The 21023-nt window shown below is 60.3% G+C and carries 16 protein-coding genes and 2 pseudogenes; 5 read left to right on the top strand and 13 right to left on the bottom strand.

Annotated features, from left to right (window positions below):
• A pseudogene (locus KGB06_RS30040) lies at positions 1–411 on the top strand (hypothetical protein); the annotation flags it as partial.
• Between the two features lie 503 nt (positions 412–914).
• Here the strand turns inward: KGB06_RS30040 and KGB06_RS02470 are convergent.
• From KGB06_RS02470 to KGB06_RS02440, 7 genes and pseudogenes are all read right to left on the bottom strand, one after another.
• Complete coding sequence (locus KGB06_RS02470) at positions 915–1811, bottom strand: LysR family transcriptional regulator (protein ID WP_223511636.1); 897 nt, start codon at positions 1809–1811, stop codon at positions 915–917.
• A 216-nt stretch (positions 1812–2027) separates the two neighbouring features.
• Positions 2028–2654, bottom strand: a complete 627-nt coding sequence (ycaC, locus tag KGB06_RS02465; RefSeq protein WP_223511634.1) for an isochorismate family cysteine hydrolase YcaC — start codon at positions 2652–2654, stop codon at positions 2028–2030.
• Positions 2655–2724: 70 nt separating this feature from the next.
• A complete protein-coding gene (locus tag KGB06_RS02460) occupies positions 2725–4563 on the bottom strand; it encodes an amidohydrolase (RefSeq protein ID WP_223511633.1) in 1839 nt (612 codons plus the stop codon).
• The gene (locus tag KGB06_RS02455; RefSeq protein ID WP_223511632.1) at positions 4560–5153 is read right to left on the bottom strand and encodes an antibiotic biosynthesis monooxygenase; all 594 of its coding nucleotides are present in this window, start codon (positions 5151–5153) and stop codon (positions 4560–4562) included. The genes KGB06_RS02460 and KGB06_RS02455 overlap by 4 nt, the downstream gene beginning before the upstream one ends.
• A pseudogene (locus KGB06_RS02450) lies at positions 5146–5563 on the bottom strand (DoxX family protein). Before KGB06_RS02450 ends, KGB06_RS02455 begins: the two are co-directional and overlap by 8 nt.
• Before the next feature lie 308 nt (positions 5564–5871).
• Positions 5872–6177, bottom strand: coding sequence for a DUF6124 family protein (locus tag KGB06_RS02445; RefSeq protein ID WP_223511631.1), 306 nt, complete (start codon positions 6175–6177; stop codon positions 5872–5874).
• Positions 6178–6763: 586 nt separating this feature from the next.
• A complete protein-coding gene (locus KGB06_RS02440; RefSeq protein WP_223511630.1) occupies positions 6764–7684 on the bottom strand; it encodes a LysR family transcriptional regulator in 921 nt (306 codons plus the stop codon).
• Positions 7685–7923: 239 nt separating this feature from the next.
• Here KGB06_RS02440 and KGB06_RS02435 point away from each other — a divergent pair, with 239 nt between their 5' ends.
• On the top strand, positions 7924–8364 hold the full coding sequence (locus tag KGB06_RS02435; protein WP_223511629.1) for a helix-turn-helix domain-containing protein: 441 nt from the start codon (positions 7924–7926) through the stop codon (positions 8362–8364).
• Positions 8365–8545: 181 nt separating this feature from the next.
• Here KGB06_RS02435 and KGB06_RS02430 read toward each other — a convergent pair whose 3' ends face one another.
• Together KGB06_RS02430 and KGB06_RS02425 are read right to left on the bottom strand one after the other, a co-directional pair.
• Positions 8546–9370, bottom strand: coding sequence for an alpha/beta fold hydrolase (locus tag KGB06_RS02430; protein ID WP_223511628.1), 825 nt, complete (start codon positions 9368–9370; stop codon positions 8546–8548).
• Positions 9371–9401: 31 nt separating this feature from the next.
• The gene (locus KGB06_RS02425) at positions 9402–9977 is read right to left on the bottom strand and encodes a flavodoxin family protein (RefSeq protein WP_223511627.1); all 576 of its coding nucleotides are present in this window, start codon (positions 9975–9977) and stop codon (positions 9402–9404) included.
• Between the two features lie 424 nt (positions 9978–10401).
• Between KGB06_RS02425 and KGB06_RS02420 the strand changes: the two genes are divergently transcribed.
• Complete coding sequence (locus KGB06_RS02420; RefSeq protein WP_223511625.1) at positions 10402–13206, top strand: ATP-binding protein; 2805 nt, start codon at positions 10402–10404, stop codon at positions 13204–13206.
• On the opposite strand, the gene KGB06_RS02415 is transcribed toward KGB06_RS02420, so the two are convergent.
• Both KGB06_RS02415 and KGB06_RS02410 read right to left on the bottom strand, forming a co-directional pair.
• Complete coding sequence (locus tag KGB06_RS02415) at positions 13171–14655, bottom strand: ATP-binding protein (protein ID WP_223511624.1); 1485 nt, start codon at positions 14653–14655, stop codon at positions 13171–13173. The genes KGB06_RS02420 and KGB06_RS02415 overlap by 36 nt on opposite strands.
• Positions 14656–14840: 185 nt before the next feature.
• The gene (locus tag KGB06_RS02410) at positions 14841–15791 is read right to left on the bottom strand and encodes a GlxA family transcriptional regulator (protein WP_223511623.1); all 951 of its coding nucleotides are present in this window, start codon (positions 15789–15791) and stop codon (positions 14841–14843) included.
• 359 nt (positions 15792–16150) lie between these two features.
• On the opposite strand from KGB06_RS02410, the gene KGB06_RS02405 reads away from it, so the two are divergent.
• Both KGB06_RS02405 and KGB06_RS02400 read left to right on the top strand, forming a co-directional pair.
• Positions 16151–16873: a pirin family protein gene (locus KGB06_RS02405; RefSeq protein WP_223511622.1), complete on the top strand. Its 723-nt coding sequence runs from the start codon at positions 16151–16153 to the stop codon at positions 16871–16873.
• 323 nt (positions 16874–17196) lie between these two features.
• Positions 17197–18123, top strand: coding sequence for an alpha/beta hydrolase (locus KGB06_RS02400; RefSeq protein WP_223511621.1), 927 nt, complete (start codon positions 17197–17199; stop codon positions 18121–18123).
• On the opposite strand, the gene KGB06_RS02395 is transcribed toward KGB06_RS02400, so the two are convergent.
• Complete coding sequence (locus KGB06_RS02395) at positions 18095–19906, bottom strand: ABC transporter ATP-binding protein (RefSeq protein ID WP_223511643.1); 1812 nt, start codon at positions 19904–19906, stop codon at positions 18095–18097. The two genes, KGB06_RS02400 and KGB06_RS02395, sit on opposite strands and share 29 nt — an antisense overlap.
• Positions 19906–20925: an AraC family transcriptional regulator gene (locus tag KGB06_RS02390; RefSeq protein ID WP_223511620.1), complete on the bottom strand. Its 1020-nt coding sequence runs from the start codon at positions 20923–20925 to the stop codon at positions 19906–19908. The genes KGB06_RS02395 and KGB06_RS02390 overlap by 1 nt, the downstream gene beginning before the upstream one ends.
• Between the last annotated feature and the right edge of the window lie 98 nt (positions 20926–21023).

Here is a 21023-nt window from a genome sequence, read left to right as displayed (position 1 = left end):
GGCGGTGGAGGCGGTGGCAGTCACGGTGGTGGTGGCGGCAACAGCGGTGGCGGCGGTGGCGGCGGTGGCAGTCACGGTGGCGGCGGCAACAGCGGCGGTGGAAGCGGTGGCGGCGGCAGTCACGGTGGCGGCGGCAACAGTGGCAGCGGCGGTAATAGCGGCAGTGGCCATAGCGGCAGCGATCACAGTGGCAGCGACCATGGCTCGAGCCATTCCGGCAACACAGCCTCCTCCAACTCCGGGCGCAGTGGCACGCACGCCGAACCTGGCGACGATCATGGCGTTCATGCCAACGGCGAAGCAGGCGATGACCATGGTGTTCATCGTTCCGGTGAAGTGGCCCACGACAATGGCGTCCATCGTTCCGGTGAAGTGTCCCACAACCAAAATGGCGTTCATCGCTCCGGTGAAGTGTCCCACAACCAAAATGGCGTTCATCGCTCCGGTGAAGTGTCCCACAACCAAAATGGCGTTCATCGCTCCGGTGAGGTGTCCCACAACCAAAATGGCGCTCATCGCTCCGGTGAAGTGTCCCACAACCAAAATGGTGTTCATCGCGCCGGTGAAGTGGAACACGACAATGGCGTTCATCGCGCCGGTGAAGTCGCCCACGACAAAGGCGTACGCGCCAATGGCGAAGTCGGCGATGACCGTGGCGTACATGCCAACGGCGAAGTCGGCGATGACCGTGGCGTACATGCCAACGGCGAAGTTGGCGATGACCGTGGCGTACATGCCAATGGCGAAGTCGGCGATGACAAGAAGAGCTGATAACCGCTAAACACGGGAACCCCAGAACCCCCCTGTGGGAGTGAGCCTGCTCGCGATAGCCATTTGTCATTCAACATTGAAGTCGTCTGACACTCCGCCATCGCGAGCAGGCTCGTTTCCACAGGGGAATCTGTGCGGGCGGCTTAAAGCAAACCCTCAGACTGATCCAGTCGCTCGCGCAAAAACTCGATCATCGCCTGCACCGGTCGCGAACTCTGACGGTGCTGCGGATACACCGCCGATAACGTCAGCGGCTCAGGCCGAAACGCATCCAGCACCGGCACCAGCCTGCCGTCCTTCAAGGCGGCACCGACAATAAACGTCGGCAAGTAGGTAATCCCCATCCCTGCAATCGCCGCATCCTTGAGCAACTCACCGTTGTTGACTCGCATCCTGCCCGTGACATTGACGGTCAGCGGTTTGCCCTGCCCTTCGAACCGCCATTGCACCTGACGACTGTGGCCATAGGGCAGGCAGTCATGGCTGTGCAGGTCTTCGGGTTTGAGCGGCGTACCGCGCTCGGCCAGGTACGTCGGGCTGGCGCAGTACACGCGCTGAATTGACGCGATGCGTCGGGCGATCAGCGTCGAGTCTTCCAGAATGCCGATGCGCAACGCCAGGTCGTAGCCTTCACCGAGCAAATCCACCGGACGATCGCTGAGGTCCACTTCCACAGTGACGTCACGATAGCGCTGCAAGAACACTGGCAGCAGGCAACCCAAATGCGCCACCGCAAACGACAACGGTGCGCTGATGCGCAGGGTGCCGCGTGGCTCAGTGGTCTGCCCGGCAATGCCCTGCTCTACTTGCTCGACCTCACTCAGCAGGCGCAAGGCTGATTCGTAATAACTCTGCCCCAGTGGCGTGACGTCCAGCCGCCGCGTCGAGCGGTTGAGCAAACGCACGCCCAGGCGCTCTTCGAGTTGCATCAAACGCCGGCTGACGAACTGCTTGGACAGCCCCAATTGATCAGCCGCCGCCGTGAAGCTGCCGGAGTCCATGACCTGGCAAAAAATACGCATGTCTTCGAACGGGTTCATTGTCATACCGTGGTTGACAGTCGACAACTTTATAGCCGCTTCTTAGCTTTTTGGCATCCTATTAATCTGTGGCCACGGCGTTAAGGAGCAGCACAAACACTGTGGGAGCGAGCCTGCTCGCGAATACGGAAGCCCATCCAACAAAGATGCTGGCTGATCCACCGCTTTCGCGAGCAGGCTCGCTCCCACAGGTTTATGCGTTGTAGCTGAAGTGACTTACTTCGACGTCAGCGCCGAATAGCTGTTCATCAAATTGCGGTAGTTCGGAATGCGCGGCGACAGCAGGTTCGCCAGGCCTTCCATGTCGTTGCGCCAGTCGCCTTGCAGCTCGCAGGCCACCGAGAACCAGTTCACCATTTGCGCACCGGCCGCGGTCATACGCGCCCAGGCAGCTTGCTGCACGGTTTCGTTGAAGGTGCCCGAGGCGTCGGTGACGACGAACACTTCAAACCCTTCCGCCAGCGCCGACAGTGTCGGGAAGGTCACGCAAACGTCAGTCACCACACCGGCGATGATCAACTGCTTGCGACCCGTGGCTTTGACAGCTTTGACGAAGTCCTCGTTGTCCCAGGCGTTGATCTGGCCAGGACGCGGGATGTATGGCGCGTCCGGGAACAGCTCCTTGAGCTCCGGCACCATCGGGCCATTCGGGCCGTTTTCGAAGCTGGTGGTGAGGATGGTCGGCAGCTTGAAGAACTTGGCCAGGTCCGCGAGGGCCAGCACGTTGTTCTTGAATTCGTTGGGTGAGAAATCCTGAACCAGTGAGATCAGGCCAGTCTGGTGGTCGACCAACAGGACAACGGCATCGTCTTTGTTCAGGCGTTTGTACGGAACGTTGCTCATGTGAAACTCCTCGGTGGATGTTTATCGCTCAGGGCATCGGCCAACGCGGCCGGCGCTTTTTATTTGATCGTCAGAATGCGAAGCACGAACAACCGAAGGCGCCCCAGAAACCCGCAAAATCGCTGACCGGGGCGTTCGACAAACGTGCCTTTTCATGGCTGTGTGAATGTACGCCACAGGGTCCGCTGCAATGGTGAACCTGCGTCTGCATCGGCGAAGTCGGACGCCAGTGGCCCGGCACGTTCGCTACCGGCGACCAGTCCGGCAGCACCGGCACACTGGCCGGCCCAAGTTTTTCGAAGTCACCGGCGGCGTATACCACTTTGCCGCCAACCACCGTCAGCACCGACTCGATCCACTTGATCGCTTCTTCGTCGACGCTGAAAAAGTCCGCGCTAAGCGCTGCGACGTCCGCCAGTTGGCCGACCTTGATCATGCCTTTCTTGCCCTGCTCGGAAGAGAACCAGGCGCTGCCGTGAGTGAACAGTTCCAGCGCAGTCTGCCGAGACAAGCCCTCGGCGTGCAGCTCAAGCCCACCCACGGTGCGGCCGCTGACCATCCAGTACAGCGAGGTCCAGGGATTGTAGCTGGACACTCGCGTGGCGTCGGTGCCAGCGCCAACCGGTACACCTTCGGCCAACATACGCTTGATCGGCGGCGTCGCTTCAGCGGCTTTGGCACCGTAACGCTCGACAAAGTATTCGCCCTGAAACGCCATCCGATCCTGAATTGCAATGCCGCCGCCCAGCGCCCTCACCCGCTCGATGTTCTGCGGGGTGATGGTTTCGGCGTGATCGAAAAACCATGGCAGACCGTTGAACGGAATGTCGCGGTTTACCTTCTCGAACACGTCGAGCATGCGGCTGATCGATTCGTTATAGGTGGCGTGCAAACGGAACGGCCAGCGCTGTTCCACCAAGTGGCGCACCACCGGTTCCAGTTCGTCTTCCATGCTTTGTGGCAGGTCCGGACGCGGCTCGAGGAAGTCTTCGAAATCCGCTGCCGAAAACACCAGCATTTCCCCGGCGCCGTTGTGCCGCAGGTAGTCGTCGCCCTGGTGCAGGGTCACGTTGCTGGTCCAGTTCTTGAAGTCGGTCAGTTCTTCTTTCGGCTTCTGGGTGAACAGGTTGTAGGCGATGCGAATGGTCAGTTGCTGGTCCTTGGCCAGTTGCTCGATCACCTGATAATCGTCCGGGTAATTCTGGAAACCACCGCCAGCATCGATGGCGCTGGTCAGGCCGAGACGATTGAGTTCGCGCATGAATTGACGGGTCGAGTTGACCTGATACTCCAGCGGCAACTTCGGCCCCTTGGCCAGCGTCGAGTACAAAATCATCGCGTTGGGCCGCGCAACCAGCATTCCGGTCGGCTCACCGTTGGCATCACGCACAATCTCACCACCCGGCGGGTTCGGCGTCGTGCGGGTGTATCCGGCCACGCGCAACGCGGCACGGTTGAGCAAGGCGCGGTCGTACAAATGCAGGACAAACACTGGCGTGTCCGGCGCGGCCTGGTTCAATTCTTCGAGGGTCGGCATGCGTTTTTCGGCGAACTGGAATTCATTCCAGCCACCGACCACCCGCACCCATTGCGGCGTCGGCGTGCGGTCGGCCTGATCCTTGAGCATGCGCAAGGCATCGGCCAGCGACGGTACGCCTTCCCAACGCAGTTCGAGGTTGTAATTCAAACCGCCACGGATCAGGTGCAGGTGCGAGTCGTTGAGGCCTGGGATGACGCAGCGGCCCTTGAGGTCAATGATCTGTGTACCCGAGCCGCGCAGGGCCATGGCCTCGGCATCGGTGCCGACCACAACGAAACGACCGCCGTGGATGGCAACGGCACTGGCGAGCGGATTTTCACGGTCAACGGTATGAAATTGGCCATTGAATAGAATCAGATCGGCGTTCATCGCGTTTCCTTGGGTTGAGTGGAAGGAGATAACCAGGGCGCGAACAGGCGCGTCGCCATCGGCATGAACAGGTACACCACCGACACCACGATGGTCAGGGTGATGAGGAACGTCGCGACCACGTAACTGGAGAGGAAGGCATTGAGCTGGAGCAGCGGCCCCCAGATCAGCGGCACCAGCAAGGTGTGCGGCAGGATCACCAACAGCGTCACCACGGCCTGTTTCCAGCGCGGCGGCCGTGGCGACGCGGTATCGGATTGCGGCGCGAACCAAAATTCCTTGACCGGATTAACCTCGGTCTGGTCCCCATCGGCGAGCATCGGCGTGGCTTCGCGGACCAGTTCCAGCCGCTGCGGCGAATCGAGCCAATGCTGCATCGCCTCGGTGGTGCAAAAGCGCAACACGCAGGTGTACATGTCGAGACCGGCGCTTTTACCGCGCATCACGTCCACACCCAGGTGCCCTTCCTGCTGCCCGGCGATGCTGACAATGTTGCGTAGCCAGGCTTCGTAAGGCACTTCAAATCCCGCCTTCACCCGGTGCTTGATGACCAGGGTCACGACTTCCTCAAAACGATTGGACTCAGGCATACCGTAACGCTCCGGCGAATCGGACATTGAACGCCAGCCGTCCCGGCCCGGCGATGAAAATGCTGGTGAACAGAATCAACAGCAGCCAACCGAACTGCCCTTCATCGAGACTCCATTGCGCATGCACCACCAACAACGCCACCCACAACACACACAAAATCGGCAGGCACGCCAAACGCACCAGCACCCCGGCGATGATCAGCAAGGGGCACAATACCTCGGCGAAAATTGCCAGCATCAGCGTGACGTTCGCGCCCAAGTGGAAAGGGTCTTCGATGATTTGCAGTTGAGCGCTGTAGTTAAGCAGCTTCGGCAAACCGTGCACCCACAGCAGGAACAAACTGCTGCTGACCCGCAAAAAAAAGCAGACCCAAGTCCTGAGCCCGTTCATCCCGTCGCGAAGCGTTCATGGGCTACCTTCACAAATGAAAAAACCACCGGCAGCGAGGTGCCGAGACATCATTCGATAGTGACGGCGCGGGAACGGGAAAAATTGGATGGGTGTGCTCTTTTTGCGAGTACACGCTGATCTGCAATGCAACGAATATCCTGCGGGAGCCGGGCTTGCCCGCGAAAGCGGAGGGTCAGCCAACATCATTGTTGACTGGATGACCGCCATCGCGGGCAAGCCCGGCTCCCACAGGGATTTTCGTTGCTGGAAGGCTTCTGCCAGGCACAAAAAACGGCCTCGACGAGGCCGTTTTTTCAACGGACAGAGTTATTGCGGATCAACAATGTCCAGCGCCCGATTCACTGCCAGTTCAGCCAACATGATGTTCTGTTGAATACCGAGCATCGTGTTGCGATGCGGCCCTTCCATCAGCCCGGCGAAATCGCTGGCCATGACGCTGGCCGAGGCCAGGGATTCGCAGGCATTGACCAACAGGGTTTCGGTGTCGACACCAGGGGCGATGAGATAAATGGTGCTGGGCTTGCGCGGTGGGAAAGTGACTTTCAGGGGATTGAGAGAGTGATCCGGCGCGCGGTCATCGGATTCCGGGGGATTGGGTGTGGCTTTGAACATGGTGACGCTCCTTTGGAAAATGGCGCCACCGGAACTTGTCGCTAAACAAGTAAGGGTGGCGGCTGTACGCAGGTTAGCGAACCGGTCAAAGGCAACCCGGTAGACCCGAAGGTCTCCCGCATACAACCGCCATAACGTAATTGCAGACGACAAAAGTCTGCAACAAAGTCTGGAGCACTGATGCACTTTGAATAGTCCGGGTCGCTATACCCGATCGCTGATTGGCAGCGATGCGGAAACGATAGAGTTCAGGGTCAAAGCACACAAGCCGGCGGATTCTGGCGTAGTCATAGGCAACGGCGCAAGGCGCTGTAGCTTTCAGGAAGTAACGCTAAACACGATTAAACACAGCCTTCGAATCCGTACACATTCCCTGTGGGAGTGAGCCTGCTCGCGATGACGCAGGATCAGCCACCATCAATGCTGAATGACACACCGCTATCGCGAGCAGGCTCGCTCCCACGTTGGGCCGGGGGTCTTCTGCCAGATATTGGTGGGCTGTGAGGGCGGCATCGCAGGCAAGCCAGCTCCTACAGTGGTTTGGTGCAGGTTCGGAGGAATTTGGTCGGCCCGCAGGTCGCCGTGTTCAAGCCGGAAGCGGTAAAGGTGCGGACATGAACTCGCTGATCCGCGACCGTAACCACCGCTCCGCCGGGTCATTGTCATGTACCCCGCTCCAGGCCATCGAAAGCTGCGCCGCATCAATTGGAAACGGCGGATCTTCAGCCCGCAACCCACAGCCTTCCACCAGCGCACACGCGGCATAGTCCGGCACGGTGGCGATCATTTCGGTGCCGGCGAGCAATGCGCGCAAGCCGCTGAACTGCGGTACTCCCAACACTACGCGGCGACTGCGACCGAGCTTGGCCAGATCGAGATCGATGTTGCCGCTCAGGTCGCCAGAGAACGACACCATGGCGTGAGGCCGTTGGCAATATTCATCCAACGTCAGCGTGCCCGGTCGCTTGTCCCCGCGTAGCACTTTGCAGGGAATGTCCCGCAGTTTTTTGCGTTTGGCGTTGGCCGGCAAGTCGGTGGTGTAGCTGACGCCCACGGAGATTTCCCCGGAGGCCAGCAACGCCGGCATCAGCAGGTAGTTGGCTCGGCGCACCACGACCACAATCCCCGGTGCATCTTCTTGCAGTTGCCGCAATAACGGCGGAAACAAGCCGAACTCGGCGTCGTCCGACAGCCCAATGCGAAACACATCGCAACTGGTCGCCGGATCAAACTCCTTGGCCCGGCTGACCGCCCCCGAGATCGTATCCATCGCCGGCTGCAATTCTTTGAGAATCGCCAGCGCCCGTCCGGTCGGCTCCATGCCACGCCCGTTACGCAGCAACAACGGATCGTCAAACAGATCGCGCAACCGCCCCAACGCCGCACTCACCGCCGGTTGGCCCATGAACAGTTTTTCCGCGACACGGGTCAGGTTCTTTTCGAACATCAACGCTTCGAAAATCACCAACAGGTTCATGTCGACGCGGCGCAGATCATTACGGTTCATAGGCACTGTTCCCTTGTGTGTTGAGCCTGGCATGAAGCGGTGAGACTTTACTCGATCAGCGGTCACGCGCAACGCCACCGGATGACGTCGATCGTGCATGTACCGCGCCCGAAAAAATTGCAGCAATGTGCTGAGTTAGCGCCTTTGCGGGTATTGCGCACGGGCGGAATTAACAACGTTTAACTCGCCTGCCAACGCCCCGCGCCCAAGAATGAAGCTCACCGACACGGACATTTGTCATGGCTCATTCTCAGCAAAACGCTGCCCTCGCGGCAGTCACTGAATCGCCAAAGAAGACCACTGGCGGCTTGACCCCGTGGCGCGAAAGGCTGGTGAAACAACTGATCCTCGACCGTCTCGATGAAACCGTCGAGGTCTGCGAACTGGCACGGGCCTGCGCCCTCTCGCGCAGTCATTTTTCCCGCGCGTTCAAATGCAGCACCGGTCTCTCGCCACAAGACTGGATTCGCAACCAACGCATCGCCCGCGCGAAACAACTGATCCAGAACACCGACCTGACGCTGACGCAAATCAGCCTCGAATGCGGCTTCTGCGATCAGGCACACTTCTGCCACATCTTCACCCGTAGCGAAGGCATCAATCCGTTTGCCTGGCGCTGCCGTGTTGCCCGCGCCCGGCCCCTGCGCAGCACCTACACCGCTCAACTTCACGCACAGTAAAGCCCGACACTTTGTAGCAGCTGTCGAGCAGCGCGAGGCTGCATTCGGCTGCGCAGCAGTCGTCAAATCAGTCACCGCGGTGTTTCAGATAGACCGCGTGATCAGGTTTCACGACTGCTGCGCAGCCGAACGCCGCCTCGCGCTGCTCGACAGCTGCTACAGCCGAACGCATCGTGGCACGTTATCCCTTGAGGAACGCCAGCAAATCAGCGTTGAGCTGATCCTTGTGGGTATCCGTCAGGCCATGGGGGGCACCCGGGTAGATCTTGAGCGTCGAGCCTTTGACCAGTGCTGCCGAGGCGATGCCCGCCGCTTCGATCGGCACCACCTGATCGGCGTCGCCATGCACCACCAGGGTGGGGATGTCGAACTTCTTCAGGTCTTCGGTGAAGTCGGTTTCGGAGAAGGCCTTGATGCAGTCGTAGGCGTTTTTGTGGCCCGCAGCCATGCCTTGCACCCAGAACCAGTCGATCATGCCTTGTGACGGTTTGGCGTCCGGTTTGTTAAAACCGAAGAACGGCCCGCTGGCGAGGTCGATGTACAGCTGCGAGCGGTCGACCAGTGATGCCTGGCGAATGCCATCGAACACCTCGATAGGCAGACCACCGGGGTTGGCTTCGGTCTTGAGCATCAGCGGCGGCACCGCAGAGATCAGCCCGGCCTTGGCCACGCGGCCAGTGCCGTGGCGACCGATGTAGCGCGCCACCTCGCCACCGCCGGTGGAGAAGCCGAACAGCACGGCGTCTTTGAGGTCCAGCAACTCGATCAACTGCGCCAAATCGTCGGCGTAGGTGTCCATGTCATTGCCGGTCCACGGCTGGCTGGAGCGCCCGTGACCACGACGGTCATGTGCGATGACACGGTAGCCTTTAGAAGCCAGGAACATCATCTGCGACTCCCAGCTGTCGGCATTCAACGGCCAGCCATGGCTGAAGACGATGGGCTGACCGGTGCCCCAGTCCTTGTAGTAAATCTCGGTGCCGTCTCGGGTGGTGAACGTACTCATGCGATATCTCCTTAGCGAGGGTTGGGGTGAATCAAAGCGGTGAGTGGTTCATGCGTTCGGCCAGCCGGGCCACCCGCTCGCCCAGGTGCGCAGCGGTGCAGCGGTCCTCGGGCGGCGGGGCCAGTTCGGGAGGTTGCTCGACATTTGACTGGGACATGGCACCCAGCGAGCTGCCCAGGCGATTCATCTGCCCATCGAACACGCCGGTGCCGGAGCGCGCCGGCAGCACGTCCAGACCAACCCAGATCATTGAGTGTTGGGCGGCGAACACTGCCATCTGCAACAAGGTGTTGAGCTTGTCGCCGCACAGGCTGCCGGAGTTGGTGAACCCGGCCGCCAACTTGTCGCGCCAGGGTTGGGCCAGGTAAAACGCCGCAGAGGCTTCCATGAATCCTTTGAAGGGTGCCGAGGCGCTGCCCATGTAGGTCGGCGCGCCAAAGATGATGGCGTCGGCGTGGTGCAATCGGTCCCAGTGGTCTTCCACTTCTTCGACAGCAATCAATTGGCAGGTGCTGCCCAAATGCCGTTCCACCCCTTGGGCGACGGCCTGCGCCATGACCCGGGTGTGCCCGTAGCCGCTGTGATAGACCACCACCACGTTGCTCATTCCCGTGTCCTCATGAATAAGAATCCCTGCTTAACTTCAATGCCAACACCACATTTGTAGGAGCCGAGCTTGCTCGCGATAGCGGTGTGTCAGTCACAGTCAATGTCGACTGATCCATCGCTATCGCGAGCAAGCTCGGCTCCTACAGGTGTTGCGAACTGCGACTGATCGGTGGAAGTTGAAGGATGAGAGTTTTGGACGTAGACCAGACGCAGGACGAGTTAAACGTTGTTAATTTTCCATGGCGCGCCAAAAACCATAACGCGGCCTTTGCTACCGTAAACATGGCACCGGCTGTCTGTGTCGGGTGCTGCAGTCGTGGCGACCACCCGACAGTCACCCAAACCCTCGTTGCGTTGACGGAAAAACCTGAGGAATATGCTCGAAAACCACATCCTGGACGGATGCAAGCTGGAGTGCCTCGTTGACCCTTTCCCCCGAGCAGGCTGTGCATTTCGGCCCCTACCGGATTTACCCCGGACAACGCCTGGTGATGGAGGCTGACCAGCCCTTGCGCCTGGGCCGACGTGCCATGGACATTCTGTTGATCCTGCTGGAGCACGCCGGCCAGGTGGTCAGCAAACAGCAACTGATCGCGGCGGTCTGGCCCAAAAGTGTGGTGGAGGACATCAACCTGCGGGTGCACATGGCGGCACTGCGCAAAGCCCTCGGCGATGGCCAGGCCGGCCAGCGCTACATCGTCACCGTGGCGCAGCGCGGCTATAGCTTTGTCGCGCCCTATTCACTGGAACTGATCGAACTAAACCCCGACACCAAAAGGCCTGTGCCCAACGGCCATAACCTGCCCGTGCGCCGCACTCGCCTGATCGGTCGCCAGTCCCTGGTCGACACCCTGGTGACGCAACTGGCACGCCAGCGATTCATCACCCTCGTCGGTCCTGGCGGCATCGGCAAGACCACCGTGGCCCTGCGCGTCGCCGAACAACTGATCGGGCGCTACCGGGACGGCATTCGCCTGTTGGACCTGGCACCGATCAACGACCCGTTGATGGTCACCACGCATTTGGCGACGCTGCTGAATTTATCCTTGCACGACGGCGAACCCGTGAGCGAACTCGCCGCCTTCCTGCGCGACCGGCAGATGCTGCTGGTGATCGACAATTGCGAGCATCTGCTCGACGCCATTGCCTTGCTCTGCGAAGGCATCCTGCGGGGCGCGCCGCAGGTGCACATTCTGGCCACCAGCCGCGAGAGCCTGCGGGCCGAAGGCGAATTTGTTCAGCGCCTTGAATCGCTGGATTGTCCACCCTCCATCGCCGTGCTGGACCGCACTCAGGCCATGACGTTTTCGGCGCTGCAATTGTTTGTCGAGCGGGCAATGGCCAGCCACGACAGCTTTGAATTGAGTGATGACGAGCTGCCACTGTTGGTCGACATCTGTCATCGTCTGGACGGGATTCCGCTGGCCATCGAACTGGCCGCCGCACAAGTCGGCAACTTTGGTTTGAGTGGACTGCTGGACCAGTTGCAAGGCAGTTTTCGCCTGCTCACCCAAGGGTGTCAGCGGGTGTTGGGCCGGCACCAGACCCTTCGCGCCACGCTCGACTGGAGCTTCGAACTGCTGACGGCCTGCGAACAAACCTGCCTGCGCCGATTGAGCGTGTTCAGGGGCGGATTCACCCTGGAGTCGGCCGCCGCGGTGATCGTCGGTGAACACATCGACCCCGACAAGGTGTTCGGCGCGATTACCCAATTGGTGGCCAAGTCGCTGCTCAACGTGGAGGTGGGCGATGAGGAAGTGTTCTACCGCCTGCTCGACACCACACGCAGCTATGCCCTGGAGAAACTCGACCAGACCACTGACTTGGCGGACACGCAAATCCGCCATGCCGAACGCTGCCTGGCCTTGATGCATCAGGCCCAGAATGACTGGGAGCACATCCCCACCGGTGTGTGGATCGAGCGTTATGCCCGAGGTCTGGAAGATATTCGCGCGGCGCTCGATTGGGGCTTGAACGGACATGGGCCGCAAACGCTGGCGATCCGCTTGGCCGCAACGTCCACGCCGCTGTGGCAGGAACTTTCGCTGCTCAAGGAACATGGCGTGTATGTACGCAAGGCCCTGACGCTGCTCGATGCGACGCCCGAGCCCTGCCTTCATCTGAAAATGGCCCTGAAGCTTGCCCTGGGCAGCTCCTGTTACCACACCCAGGGCGGCACGCCGGAAACCATCGAAGCCTTCGTCAGCGCCAGAAACCTGGCCAGACAGTGCAGTGACGTGGCCGGTCAGCAGCGGGCGGTGTCCGGGCATATGGCGGTCAGCCTCAGTTGCGGCAACTATCAAATGGCGCTTGAGCAAAGCCAGCAATTCGACCGGTTGAGCGCAAAAGGTGAAGCCGTTCTGTCGCTGAGCACTCACCGCTTACGGGTGCTGGCCCTGCACTTTGCCGGGGATCAAGAACAAGCGGGGGCGGATGCCCGACAAGTGATCCAGCGCATGGCCCAGAGCGGCCACCTCAACCGCTTCACCCACGGTTTTGGCGTGCAATACGATCAGAGCGTGGCCGCCCTGACGATTCTGGCGCGCATCTTGTGGTTGCAAGGCCAACCGGAGCAAGCCTGGCGCACGGCGCGCCAGGCGCTGGACATCGCGGTTCAGATCAACCATGGCACCTCGATTTGCTACACACTGGCCTTGGCCGGCTGTCTGATCGCCCACTACAACGGCGACACCCGCAGCGCTCGCGAGCTGCTGAGCTTGCTGCTGGAGCAAGCGCAAAAACATTCTGTGCTGCTGTTCTACACCTGGGCGCGCCACTACGCGCAAGTGATCGACCCGGCGCAAACGCAATTGTCAGTTTCACCTGGCACCGGGTTGATCAAGGACATCATGGTCACGCTGGACAACGATTTCGTCGATAACGCCTTGCTGCAGCGAGCGGATACCGGCACCGCAGGCTGGAGCACAGCAGAGATTCTGCGGGCCAGCGCGAACGCGCTGCTGGCAGAGGATTGCCCGCAGCAAACCGAGGCGGCCGAGGCCGTACTGATCAGGGCGCTGAACGTGGCCAAAACCCAAGGCGCCCTCGCCTGGGAACTGCGTAGCGCCACTTCGCTGGCACAACTTTGGCAGCGCCAGGGCCACTATCAGCAAGCCCATGAGCTGCTGGCGCCGATCTACCAGCGGTTCACCGAAGGCTTTACCACACCGGACCTGATAAAAGTCCGCCGGTTACTCGACGAGTTGCAACGCCACCTGCCCGCCTGATATTCCACGCGCCCGGCTGATGTAGCGGGCATAACGCCTTTCAAAATCGCGCCCCCCCCCACTGTGTTCAAGCTTTTCCAGGGCATACATGCGGGTGGTGTTGAGGAAACGGTACCGGCTCACACCACTACCCTGCTCCAGCGATAACAGTGATTTGAGCACCAGGTGTTCCACCGCCTCCCTCACGCGACCAGGCAGCAGCACCGCGCAGCTCATCACGCCAATGGCTGCGTCCAGGGTGAAGGCCATTTTGAACACCGCCAGGCGCTGCAATACCGTTTGCTCTAACGGGCTCAGCCGTTCATAGCTCCAGTCCAGCGCGGCTTTCAAGGTTTGATGCCGGGGGACGGCGGTGCGGCGGCCCTGGGTCAGCAGTTGAAAACAGTTATCGAGCTGGGCTTGCAACCCCACCAGCGCCAATGCGTCGATTTGCGCGGCGGCCAACTCGATGGCCAACGGCAAACCATCGAGCCTGCGGCAGATGTCACCCACGGCTATGAGGTCTTGTTCGCGCAGGACAAAGCCTTGTTGACGGGCACGGGCGCGACTGACGAACAGTTGCACGGCCGAATACCCCATGACTTGGGCGACACTTTGCAGTTCGCAGACGGGCGGCACCGCCAGTGGCGGTAAACGCACGAGCGTTTCCCCAGCGGCCAGCAAAGGCTCGCGACTGGTGACCAGAATCGACAGCCGGGGCGCCGCGATCAGCAGGCTTTCGACCAATGTCCGGCAACGCTCAAGCAGGTGCTCGCAGTTGTCGAGTACCAGTAACGCATGGCGCTGCGCCCATCCATCGAGGGGCGTCCCGACGTCCAGTTCGAGGGTGCGCCTCAGGTGGTCAAGCACTTGCGCGGGATCATCGATCGCCCCCAGATCAACCCGCCAGACGCCGTCCTGATAGTGCTGCAACAACAGTTCGGCCACACGCAACGCCACGGTGGTCTTGCCAATCCCGCCGGGGCCGACCAGTGTCATCAGACGCCGCAGCGGTAACTGGCGGACCAGACTGCCGACAATCGAGTCACGACCGGTCACCGGCGTGAGTCGTGCAGGCAGGTTGTGCTGAGCTTTTTGAACAGTCTGGATCGACACAGGCACGCCCGCCGGCACGTGCTGCACCGGGGCAACAAAGCTGTACCCGCATTGTGGAATGTTGACGATGTAGCGCTGGCCGTCCTGCCCATCGCCTAAGGCGCGGCGTAACGCAGCGATGTGCACGCGCAGGTTGATTTCTTCGACCACCGACGTCGGCCAGACCTGGGCAATCAACTCGTCCTTGCTGACCACCGTCCCGGCACGTTCGACCAGCACCTGCAAAATGTCCAGGGCTCGCCCGCCCATGCGCAGCGGCCGATCACCTTCAAGGATCAGCCGTTGCCGCTGGTGAAACGCGTAGGGGCCGAAATGCAGCACCGCTTCGCGGTGTAAATGTGTGAGGCTGTTCATGCACGTTCGCGTGCTGAAAACCTGGCCCGGCTCAAAGTGCCTCAAACATCCTTCGCACCCGCCCTCCAGGCTCCCGCACCTCCATTGCAAAGAGTTCACGGCTATCTTGGCAGACCTCAGTGACGGTTCAACGGCCACGGAGGGAGCATACCGGCCATCACGGTGCGTGCAACGGACACAAGGCGCTAGCTGAACTGTTCACGGTATTGGCTGGGTGTCAGGCCGAGTTTTTCGCTGAACAGAAAACGCATGTGCCGCACACTGCCGAAGCCACTTTTGAAGGCCACGGTCTTGAGCGGCACGTCACTGGTTTCCAGCAGGCTCCTGGCGCGGTCGATGCGTGCGTTTTGCAAAAACTCCATGGGCGTCATGTTCACTTCCCGGGCAAAAACCCGGGTGAAGTGGCGCGCACTCATGGTTGCCAGGCCGGCCATGCGTTCGATGCTGAACGCTTCATCGAGATGCTCGAGCACATAGTTTTGCAGTCGGGTGATCGGTGTTTCATGGGGAGCGACCGTAGCCATCAGCGGGCTGAACTGCGCCTGCCCTCCCTGGCGTTTCATCACCACCAGCAGCACTTTGGCCACGTCCTGCGCGACTTTTTTACCATGGTCTTCGGCGACTACTGCCAGCGCCAGGTCGATGCCGGCGGTTACGCCGCCGGAGGTAATGAGATTGCGGTCCTGCACATAAATCTGATCAGTCTCCACCGTTGCCTTGGGAAAACCTTTGATCAACCGTTCGGTGTAATGCCAGTGAGTGGTCACGCGGTAACCGTCGAGCAAACCGGCGTGCCCCAACAAAAAGGCGCCAGTGCAGATCGAACCATAGCGTCCGGCACGATTCACAGCGCCCTTGAGCCAGCCGAGCAACGGTGGATATTTCTCGTTATAGGCACCAGGACCGCCTGGCACCAGCAGAAGGTCGTAACTTTCAATTGCCTGATCAATGTGCAGATCGGCCTGAACCCTGACGCCATTGGAGGCACGCAACGCTTCAGGCTCGGTGCCGATGGTCGTGAGCATGTAGTGGTCAGCCGGGGCCAGGTATCGGTTGGCGATGGAAAACACTTCCATGGGACCTGCCATGTCGAGCAGTAGAAAGTCCGGAAACAGCACCATAGCGACGGTTTTCATGGGTTAAAAATCACTGAAGTCAGAAAAGAATACTGGCCAGACACCGGTCCCTGTGGGAGCGAGCCTGCTCGCGATGACGGAGGCAAAGTCAATATTGATGTCAACTGATACACCGCTATCGTCGGAACGCCGCCCGGAGCCGGCTCGCTCCCACAGGGGTGATGTGTCCGGCATTAAAAGGTGCTGTGCATTATGGCCAATCGCGGCGTCAGCGTCGGAGAAGAATACGTGATCGCCCGCACACAACTGTCAACCCGAACGAGACAGTGTTTCAATTTCCATCTACTTATTGCATCAACCAGTAACCATTAATCTTCTCCTCACTCGGACGAATCAACGTCCCAACAGGAGATTTCATCATGCTGACCCTTCGCAAAGCTTCTGATCGCGGCGCGGCCAATCACGGTTGGTTGAAGTCGTTCCATACCTTTTCCTTCGCCAACTACCGCAACCCGAAAGAACAGGGTTTTTCCGACCTGTTGGTGATCAACGATGACCGCGTAGCGGCCGGTAAAGGTTTCGGCCAGCACCCGCACCGCGACATGGAGATTTTTTCCTACGTGCTCGACGGTGCGCTTGAACACAAGGACACGCTGGGCACCGGTTCGGTGATCCGCCCCGGTGACGTGCAGCTGATGAGCGCCGGCAGTGGCGTGGCCCACAGCGAGTACAACCACTCGGCGACACGGCCCGTGCACTTCCTGCAAATCTGGATCGTGCCAGAAGTGAGCGGCGCAAAACCGCGTTATCAGCAAGAGCATTTCAGCACGCAAAAGAAGCGCGGGCGCCTGCAACTGATCATCTCCCCCGACGGCGACAAGGGTTCGCTGAAGGTGCGCCAGGATGCACGGGTGTACGCCGCGCTGATCGACGGCAAGGAAAGCACCGCGCTGGAACTGGCCGCGAATCGTTATGCCTACGTGCATGTGGCCCGTGGCAGTGTCGAACTCAACGGCGTGCCGTTACAGGAAGGTGACGGCGTGCGGGTTCGCGATGAGCAGGTGCTGACGTTAAGCAACGGTGTGGATGCCGAAGTACTGGTGTTCGACCTGCGCCCGCAAGAACTGCCTGAAATGCCATAAGATCAAGAGTTCGCAGCCGGGCGTTGCCTACCGATGATCGATAAGGTGTATACGCTTGCCAATGCGTCGCAGGCGTATGCGCGTATGGAGGGAGGTGGATTGATCGGGATTTGGCTTTGGCAGTAATGGCCCCTTCGCGAGCAGGCTGGCTCCCACAGTGGATCGCATTTCTTCTGGAAGAACTCGGTCAAATGTGGGAGCGAGCCCGTTCGCGAAGGGGCCCGATGATTTACCGCCTATTCATACGGCTGTCGCAATTGTCCCCGCCCCCGCCACGCATCTGTTAAAACCCGTCCTTTCCCGCTGATCTTCCGGACCGCCGCATGTTGTCGAGTTGGATGAGCCGTCGTTGGCTGCCGCTGCTGTGCATGGCCATGCTGATCATCGGCCTGCCGGTGAGTTGCGGTGTGCTCAAGTACAAGGAGCGCGAGCTGTTGTTTCGCATCGAGCCGGGTAACGCGGGCTGGTACCGCGGCTTGCCGGACGATGTGCAGGAATTCGACATCAAACCCTCCCGTTTCAGGGCGGGGCAAAACCTGCATGCCTGGTGGTGGCCCGCCGAGCGCCGTGATGCGCCGTCGATCCTCTACCTGCACGGCGTGCGCTGGAACCTGACGGGCCAGGCGTTTCGCATTGAGCAATTGCGCGCCATGGGCTACTCGGTGCTGGCCATCGACTACCGTGGGTTCGGCCAAAGCCAAGGTGATCTGCCCTCGGAAGCCAGCGTTTACGAAGACGCCCGAGCCGCTTGGGAACGCTTCACCCAAATGCAGCCGGACGCCAGCAAGCGTCTGATCTACGGCCATTCCCTGGGCGGCGCGGTGGCCATCGACCTCGCGGCGGACCTGGCCGCACAGGCGAAAAAACAGCATGTCGCGGTGCCGGTGCGCGGCCTGGTGATCGAGTCCACGTTCACCACGCTGGGCGATGCCGTGGCGCAAGTGGCCGACAACAACCTGCCGGTGAAATGGCTGCCAGTGCGTTGGCTGGTGTCGCAAAAATTCGATTCCATCGACAAGATTGTCGACATCGACATGCCGCTGTTGGTGGTTCACGGCCTGGCCGACCCGCTAATGCCTTCACGTTTCAGCCAGCAATTGTTCAACGCCGCCAATCAACCCAAGCGCCTGCTGCTGGTGCCCGGTGGTACGCATAACAACAGCATGAGTCTGGGTGGAAGCCAATATCGCCAGGCAATCGATGGTTTGATGAAAGCAAAACCTAGCGGTAACCCCGGGCTTGCAGGTTGAACAACTGCGCGTAGCGTCCGCCCGCGTCCACGAGGCTGTCGTGATCGCCACGTTCAAGAATCGCCCCTTGGTCCAACACAATGATGTGGTCCGCATTGCGCACGCTGGAAAACCGATGGGAAATCAGCAACGTCATGCGACCTTCGGTGTGCTCGCTGAAATGCTCGAACACCGCCGCTTCCGCCGCCGGATCGAGTGCCGACGTCGGTTCATCGAGAATCAGGATATCGGCGTCGCGACGCATGTAAGCACGCGATAGCGCGATCTTTTGCCACTGCCCCCCGGACAGCTCTTGCCCACCGGCAAACCATCGCCCCAATTGCGTGGCATACCCGCGATCCAGACGCTCGATGAACGGCGCGGCCATGCCCTGCGCCGCCGCGTCCTGCCAGCGCTGTTCATCATTGAACGCCAACGTGTCGCCGACGCCGATGTTTTCACCCACCGAGAATTGGTAGCGGATGTAATCCTGAAAAATCACGCCGATGCGCTGTCGCAGCACGTCCTCCTTCCAGGTCTGCAAATCGCTGCCGTCGAGCAAAATACGGCCTTGATCGGGTCGGTACAAACGGGTCAGCAACTTGATCAGCGTGGTCTTGCCCGAGCCGTTCTCCCCCACCAGCGCCAGGCTGCGCCCCGGAACCAGGTGCAGATCGATGCCTTCCAATGCCGCACGACTCGCACCCGGATAACGAAAACTGACGTTCTCGAAACGCAAACCATCGCCCGGCACCGCGCCCTCGGTGAGATGTCCGGAATCGGCCACCACCGGTTCGGCCAGGTATTCATAAAGGCTCGACAGGTAAAGGCCGTCTTCATAGAGACCGCTGATGGCGCTCAAGCTACTGCTGACCGCGGTTTGCCCCTGCTTGAACAACACCAGGTACATGGTCATTTGCCCCAGGCTGATGTTGCCGTGAACGGTATCGACCACCACCCACGCATACGCCAGGTAAAACGCCGACGTGCCGAGCAGGCCGAGGACAAATCCCCAACCATCGCGACGCAACGTCAACCGGCGGTCTTCGGCGTAGAGACGCGCGAACGTGTCGCGATAACGCTTCAACAACAGCGGCGCGAAACCGAACAATTTGACCTCTTTGATGTACCCCTCGTGGGACAACAGCGTCTCGATGTAATTCTGCTGCCGACTCTCCGGCGCCCGGCGGGTGAACAGCCGAAAAGCATCCCCGGAAAAATGCGCCTCGGCGAAAAACACCGGCAATGCACCGACCACCAACAGCACCAGCGCCCACGGCGAAAAGTGCACCAGCAACACGCCGAAGCTGATCAGCACAATCAGGTTCTGGATCAACCCCAACGACTTCATCACCAACGCCAGCGGCCGGGTCGAAGCCTCGCGCCGCACCCGCACCAGCTTGTCGTAAAACTCGGAATTCTCGAACTGCATCAGCGACAACGTCTGGGCTTTCTCCAGAATCATCGTGTTGACCTTCTGCCCCAACTGCACCCGCAACAGCGACTGCTGAACCGACAACGCCCGCTGAGTACCAGACAACAACGCCAGCACCCCCGCCTCCATCAACACATAACGCACCACCGGCCACAACGGCGCACTGCCTTGCTGCGCGTGCAACTGCATGGCACTGACCACTGCGTCGACGATGCGTTGACCTATCCAGGCGGCCAGCGCCGGGAGAACACCGGCAATCAGGGTGGCCAGGACCAGGCCGAGGAATAATCCGCGAGAGGTGCCCCAGACCAGCAGCAAGGCGCGTCGGGCCTGGTCGAACAAGGCGGTGAAGCGGCCAACTATGGGGATCACCCCGAACACTCCACCTGAAACCGCGCCCGATACCGCCCCGGGCTCTCCCCCGTCCATTTCTTGAACGCCCGATGGAACGCGCTCGGTTCCTGAAAGCCCAGCCGCTCAGCGATATCACTGATGCTCGCCTTGCTCTGGCGTAATTGCTCAAAGGCCACGCCTCGCCGCACTTCGTCCTTGATCTCCTGATATGAGCACCCTTCACGCTCCAATTTGCGGCGGAAGGTGCTGGGGCTCAGGTGTTGCTCGAGGGCGAAGTCCTGCAAGGTCGGCCATTCGCTGTAGTCGCTGTTGCGCAGGCGCTGGTGGACTTGCGAGGCCAGGCCATGTTGGTTGCGGAAGCGGATCACCAGCCATTGCGGGGCCGTGCGCAGGAATACTTTCAGTGAGGCCAGATCTTGAACCACCGGCAGGCGCAGGTAGTGGCTGGCGAATTCGATTTCGGTGCGCTCGGCGCCGAAGGTCAGGTTGGGGCCCCACAGCAGGCGGTCATCGCTGAGGGACACGCGTTCATGACGGAAGTCCGCGCGATCGATGGGGATGCGTCGCCCCCCGAGCCAGCACAGCAGACTGATCATCAGCACCAGGAACGTCTCTTCGCCGAAACGGCTGAGATCGTCGTTTTGCGCATGGGTCTCCAGGCTGATGATTGCGCGCTTGCCGCGCACGGTCAGGGTGCCGCGAAAGTCGCGCAGGAACAGACCGAAATTGGCCAGGCACTGGCGCATGGCTTTGTGCAGGTCGGGCTCCTGAATCAAGGCACGGCAGATCAACGCGAAGCTGCCCGGCGGCATGCCGTGGGAGTCGAGGCGGAAAAACTCGTCGTTCAATTCGCGGATCTGAATCAACCACAGCTCGGCAAACGCGCTGGCCGACACCCGCGCCGTGGGCTCAGACAACAACGCCGGGTCGATACCGGCCTGCTCCAGCGCAGCCTTCAGGCGCTGCGGATCTTGCGCCAGTGCATGGATCATTGCCTGCACGAAATAAACGGCAACCGAGTCGTTTTCCCGCATGTGAACGTTTCTCTCCCTAACACTTGAACTGGCAAAAAACGCCAGCACCGTTGAACAGTTGCGGCATAGGACAACCGGGCTGCCGGTTCTAGACTCGC

This window comes from Pseudomonas sp. GL-B-19, from assembly GCF_019956415.1.
Classification (GTDB): domain Bacteria; phylum Pseudomonadota; class Gammaproteobacteria; order Pseudomonadales; family Pseudomonadaceae; genus Aquipseudomonas.
This window is presented reverse-complemented; position numbering and strand designations above follow the sequence as displayed.

What these genes read in the sequence shown, in the direction of transcription:
- KGB06_RS02470 (WP_223511636.1), bottom strand. Translation starts at nt 1,811, where the DNA reads ATGAACCCGTTCGAAGACATGCGTATTTTTTGCCAGGTCATGGACTCC.
- ycaC (WP_223511634.1), bottom strand. Translation starts at nt 2,654, where the DNA reads ATGAGCAACGTTCCGTACAAACGCCTGAACAAAGACGATGCCGTTGTC.
- KGB06_RS02460 (WP_223511633.1), bottom strand. Translation starts at nt 4,563, where the DNA reads ATGAACGCCGATCTGATTCTATTCAATGGCCAATTTCATACCGTTGAC.
- KGB06_RS02455 (WP_223511632.1), bottom strand. Translation starts at nt 5,153, where the DNA reads ATGCCTGAGTCCAATCGTTTTGAGGAAGTCGTGACCCTGGTCATCAAG.
- KGB06_RS02445 (WP_223511631.1), bottom strand. Translation starts at nt 6,177, where the DNA reads ATGTTCAAAGCCACACCCAATCCCCCGGAATCCGATGACCGCGCGCCG.
- KGB06_RS02440 (WP_223511630.1), bottom strand. Translation starts at nt 7,684, where the DNA reads ATGAACCGTAATGATCTGCGCCGCGTCGACATGAACCTGTTGGTGATT.
- KGB06_RS02435 (WP_223511629.1), top strand. Translation starts at nt 7,924, where the DNA reads ATGGCTCATTCTCAGCAAAACGCTGCCCTCGCGGCAGTCACTGAATCG.
- KGB06_RS02430 (WP_223511628.1), bottom strand. Translation starts at nt 9,370, where the DNA reads ATGAGTACGTTCACCACCCGAGACGGCACCGAGATTTACTACAAGGAC.
- KGB06_RS02425 (WP_223511627.1), bottom strand. Translation starts at nt 9,977, where the DNA reads ATGAGCAACGTGGTGGTGGTCTATCACAGCGGCTACGGGCACACCCGG.
- KGB06_RS02415 (WP_223511624.1), bottom strand. Translation starts at nt 14,655, where the DNA reads ATGAACAGCCTCACACATTTACACCGCGAAGCGGTGCTGCATTTCGGC.
- KGB06_RS02410 (WP_223511623.1), bottom strand. Translation starts at nt 15,791, where the DNA reads ATGAAAACCGTCGCTATGGTGCTGTTTCCGGACTTTCTACTGCTCGAC.
- KGB06_RS02405 (WP_223511622.1), top strand. Translation starts at nt 16,151, where the DNA reads ATGCTGACCCTTCGCAAAGCTTCTGATCGCGGCGCGGCCAATCACGGT.
- KGB06_RS02400 (WP_223511621.1), top strand. Translation starts at nt 17,197, where the DNA reads ATGTTGTCGAGTTGGATGAGCCGTCGTTGGCTGCCGCTGCTGTGCATG.
- KGB06_RS02390 (WP_223511620.1), bottom strand. Translation starts at nt 20,925, where the DNA reads ATGCGGGAAAACGACTCGGTTGCCGTTTATTTCGTGCAGGCAATGATC.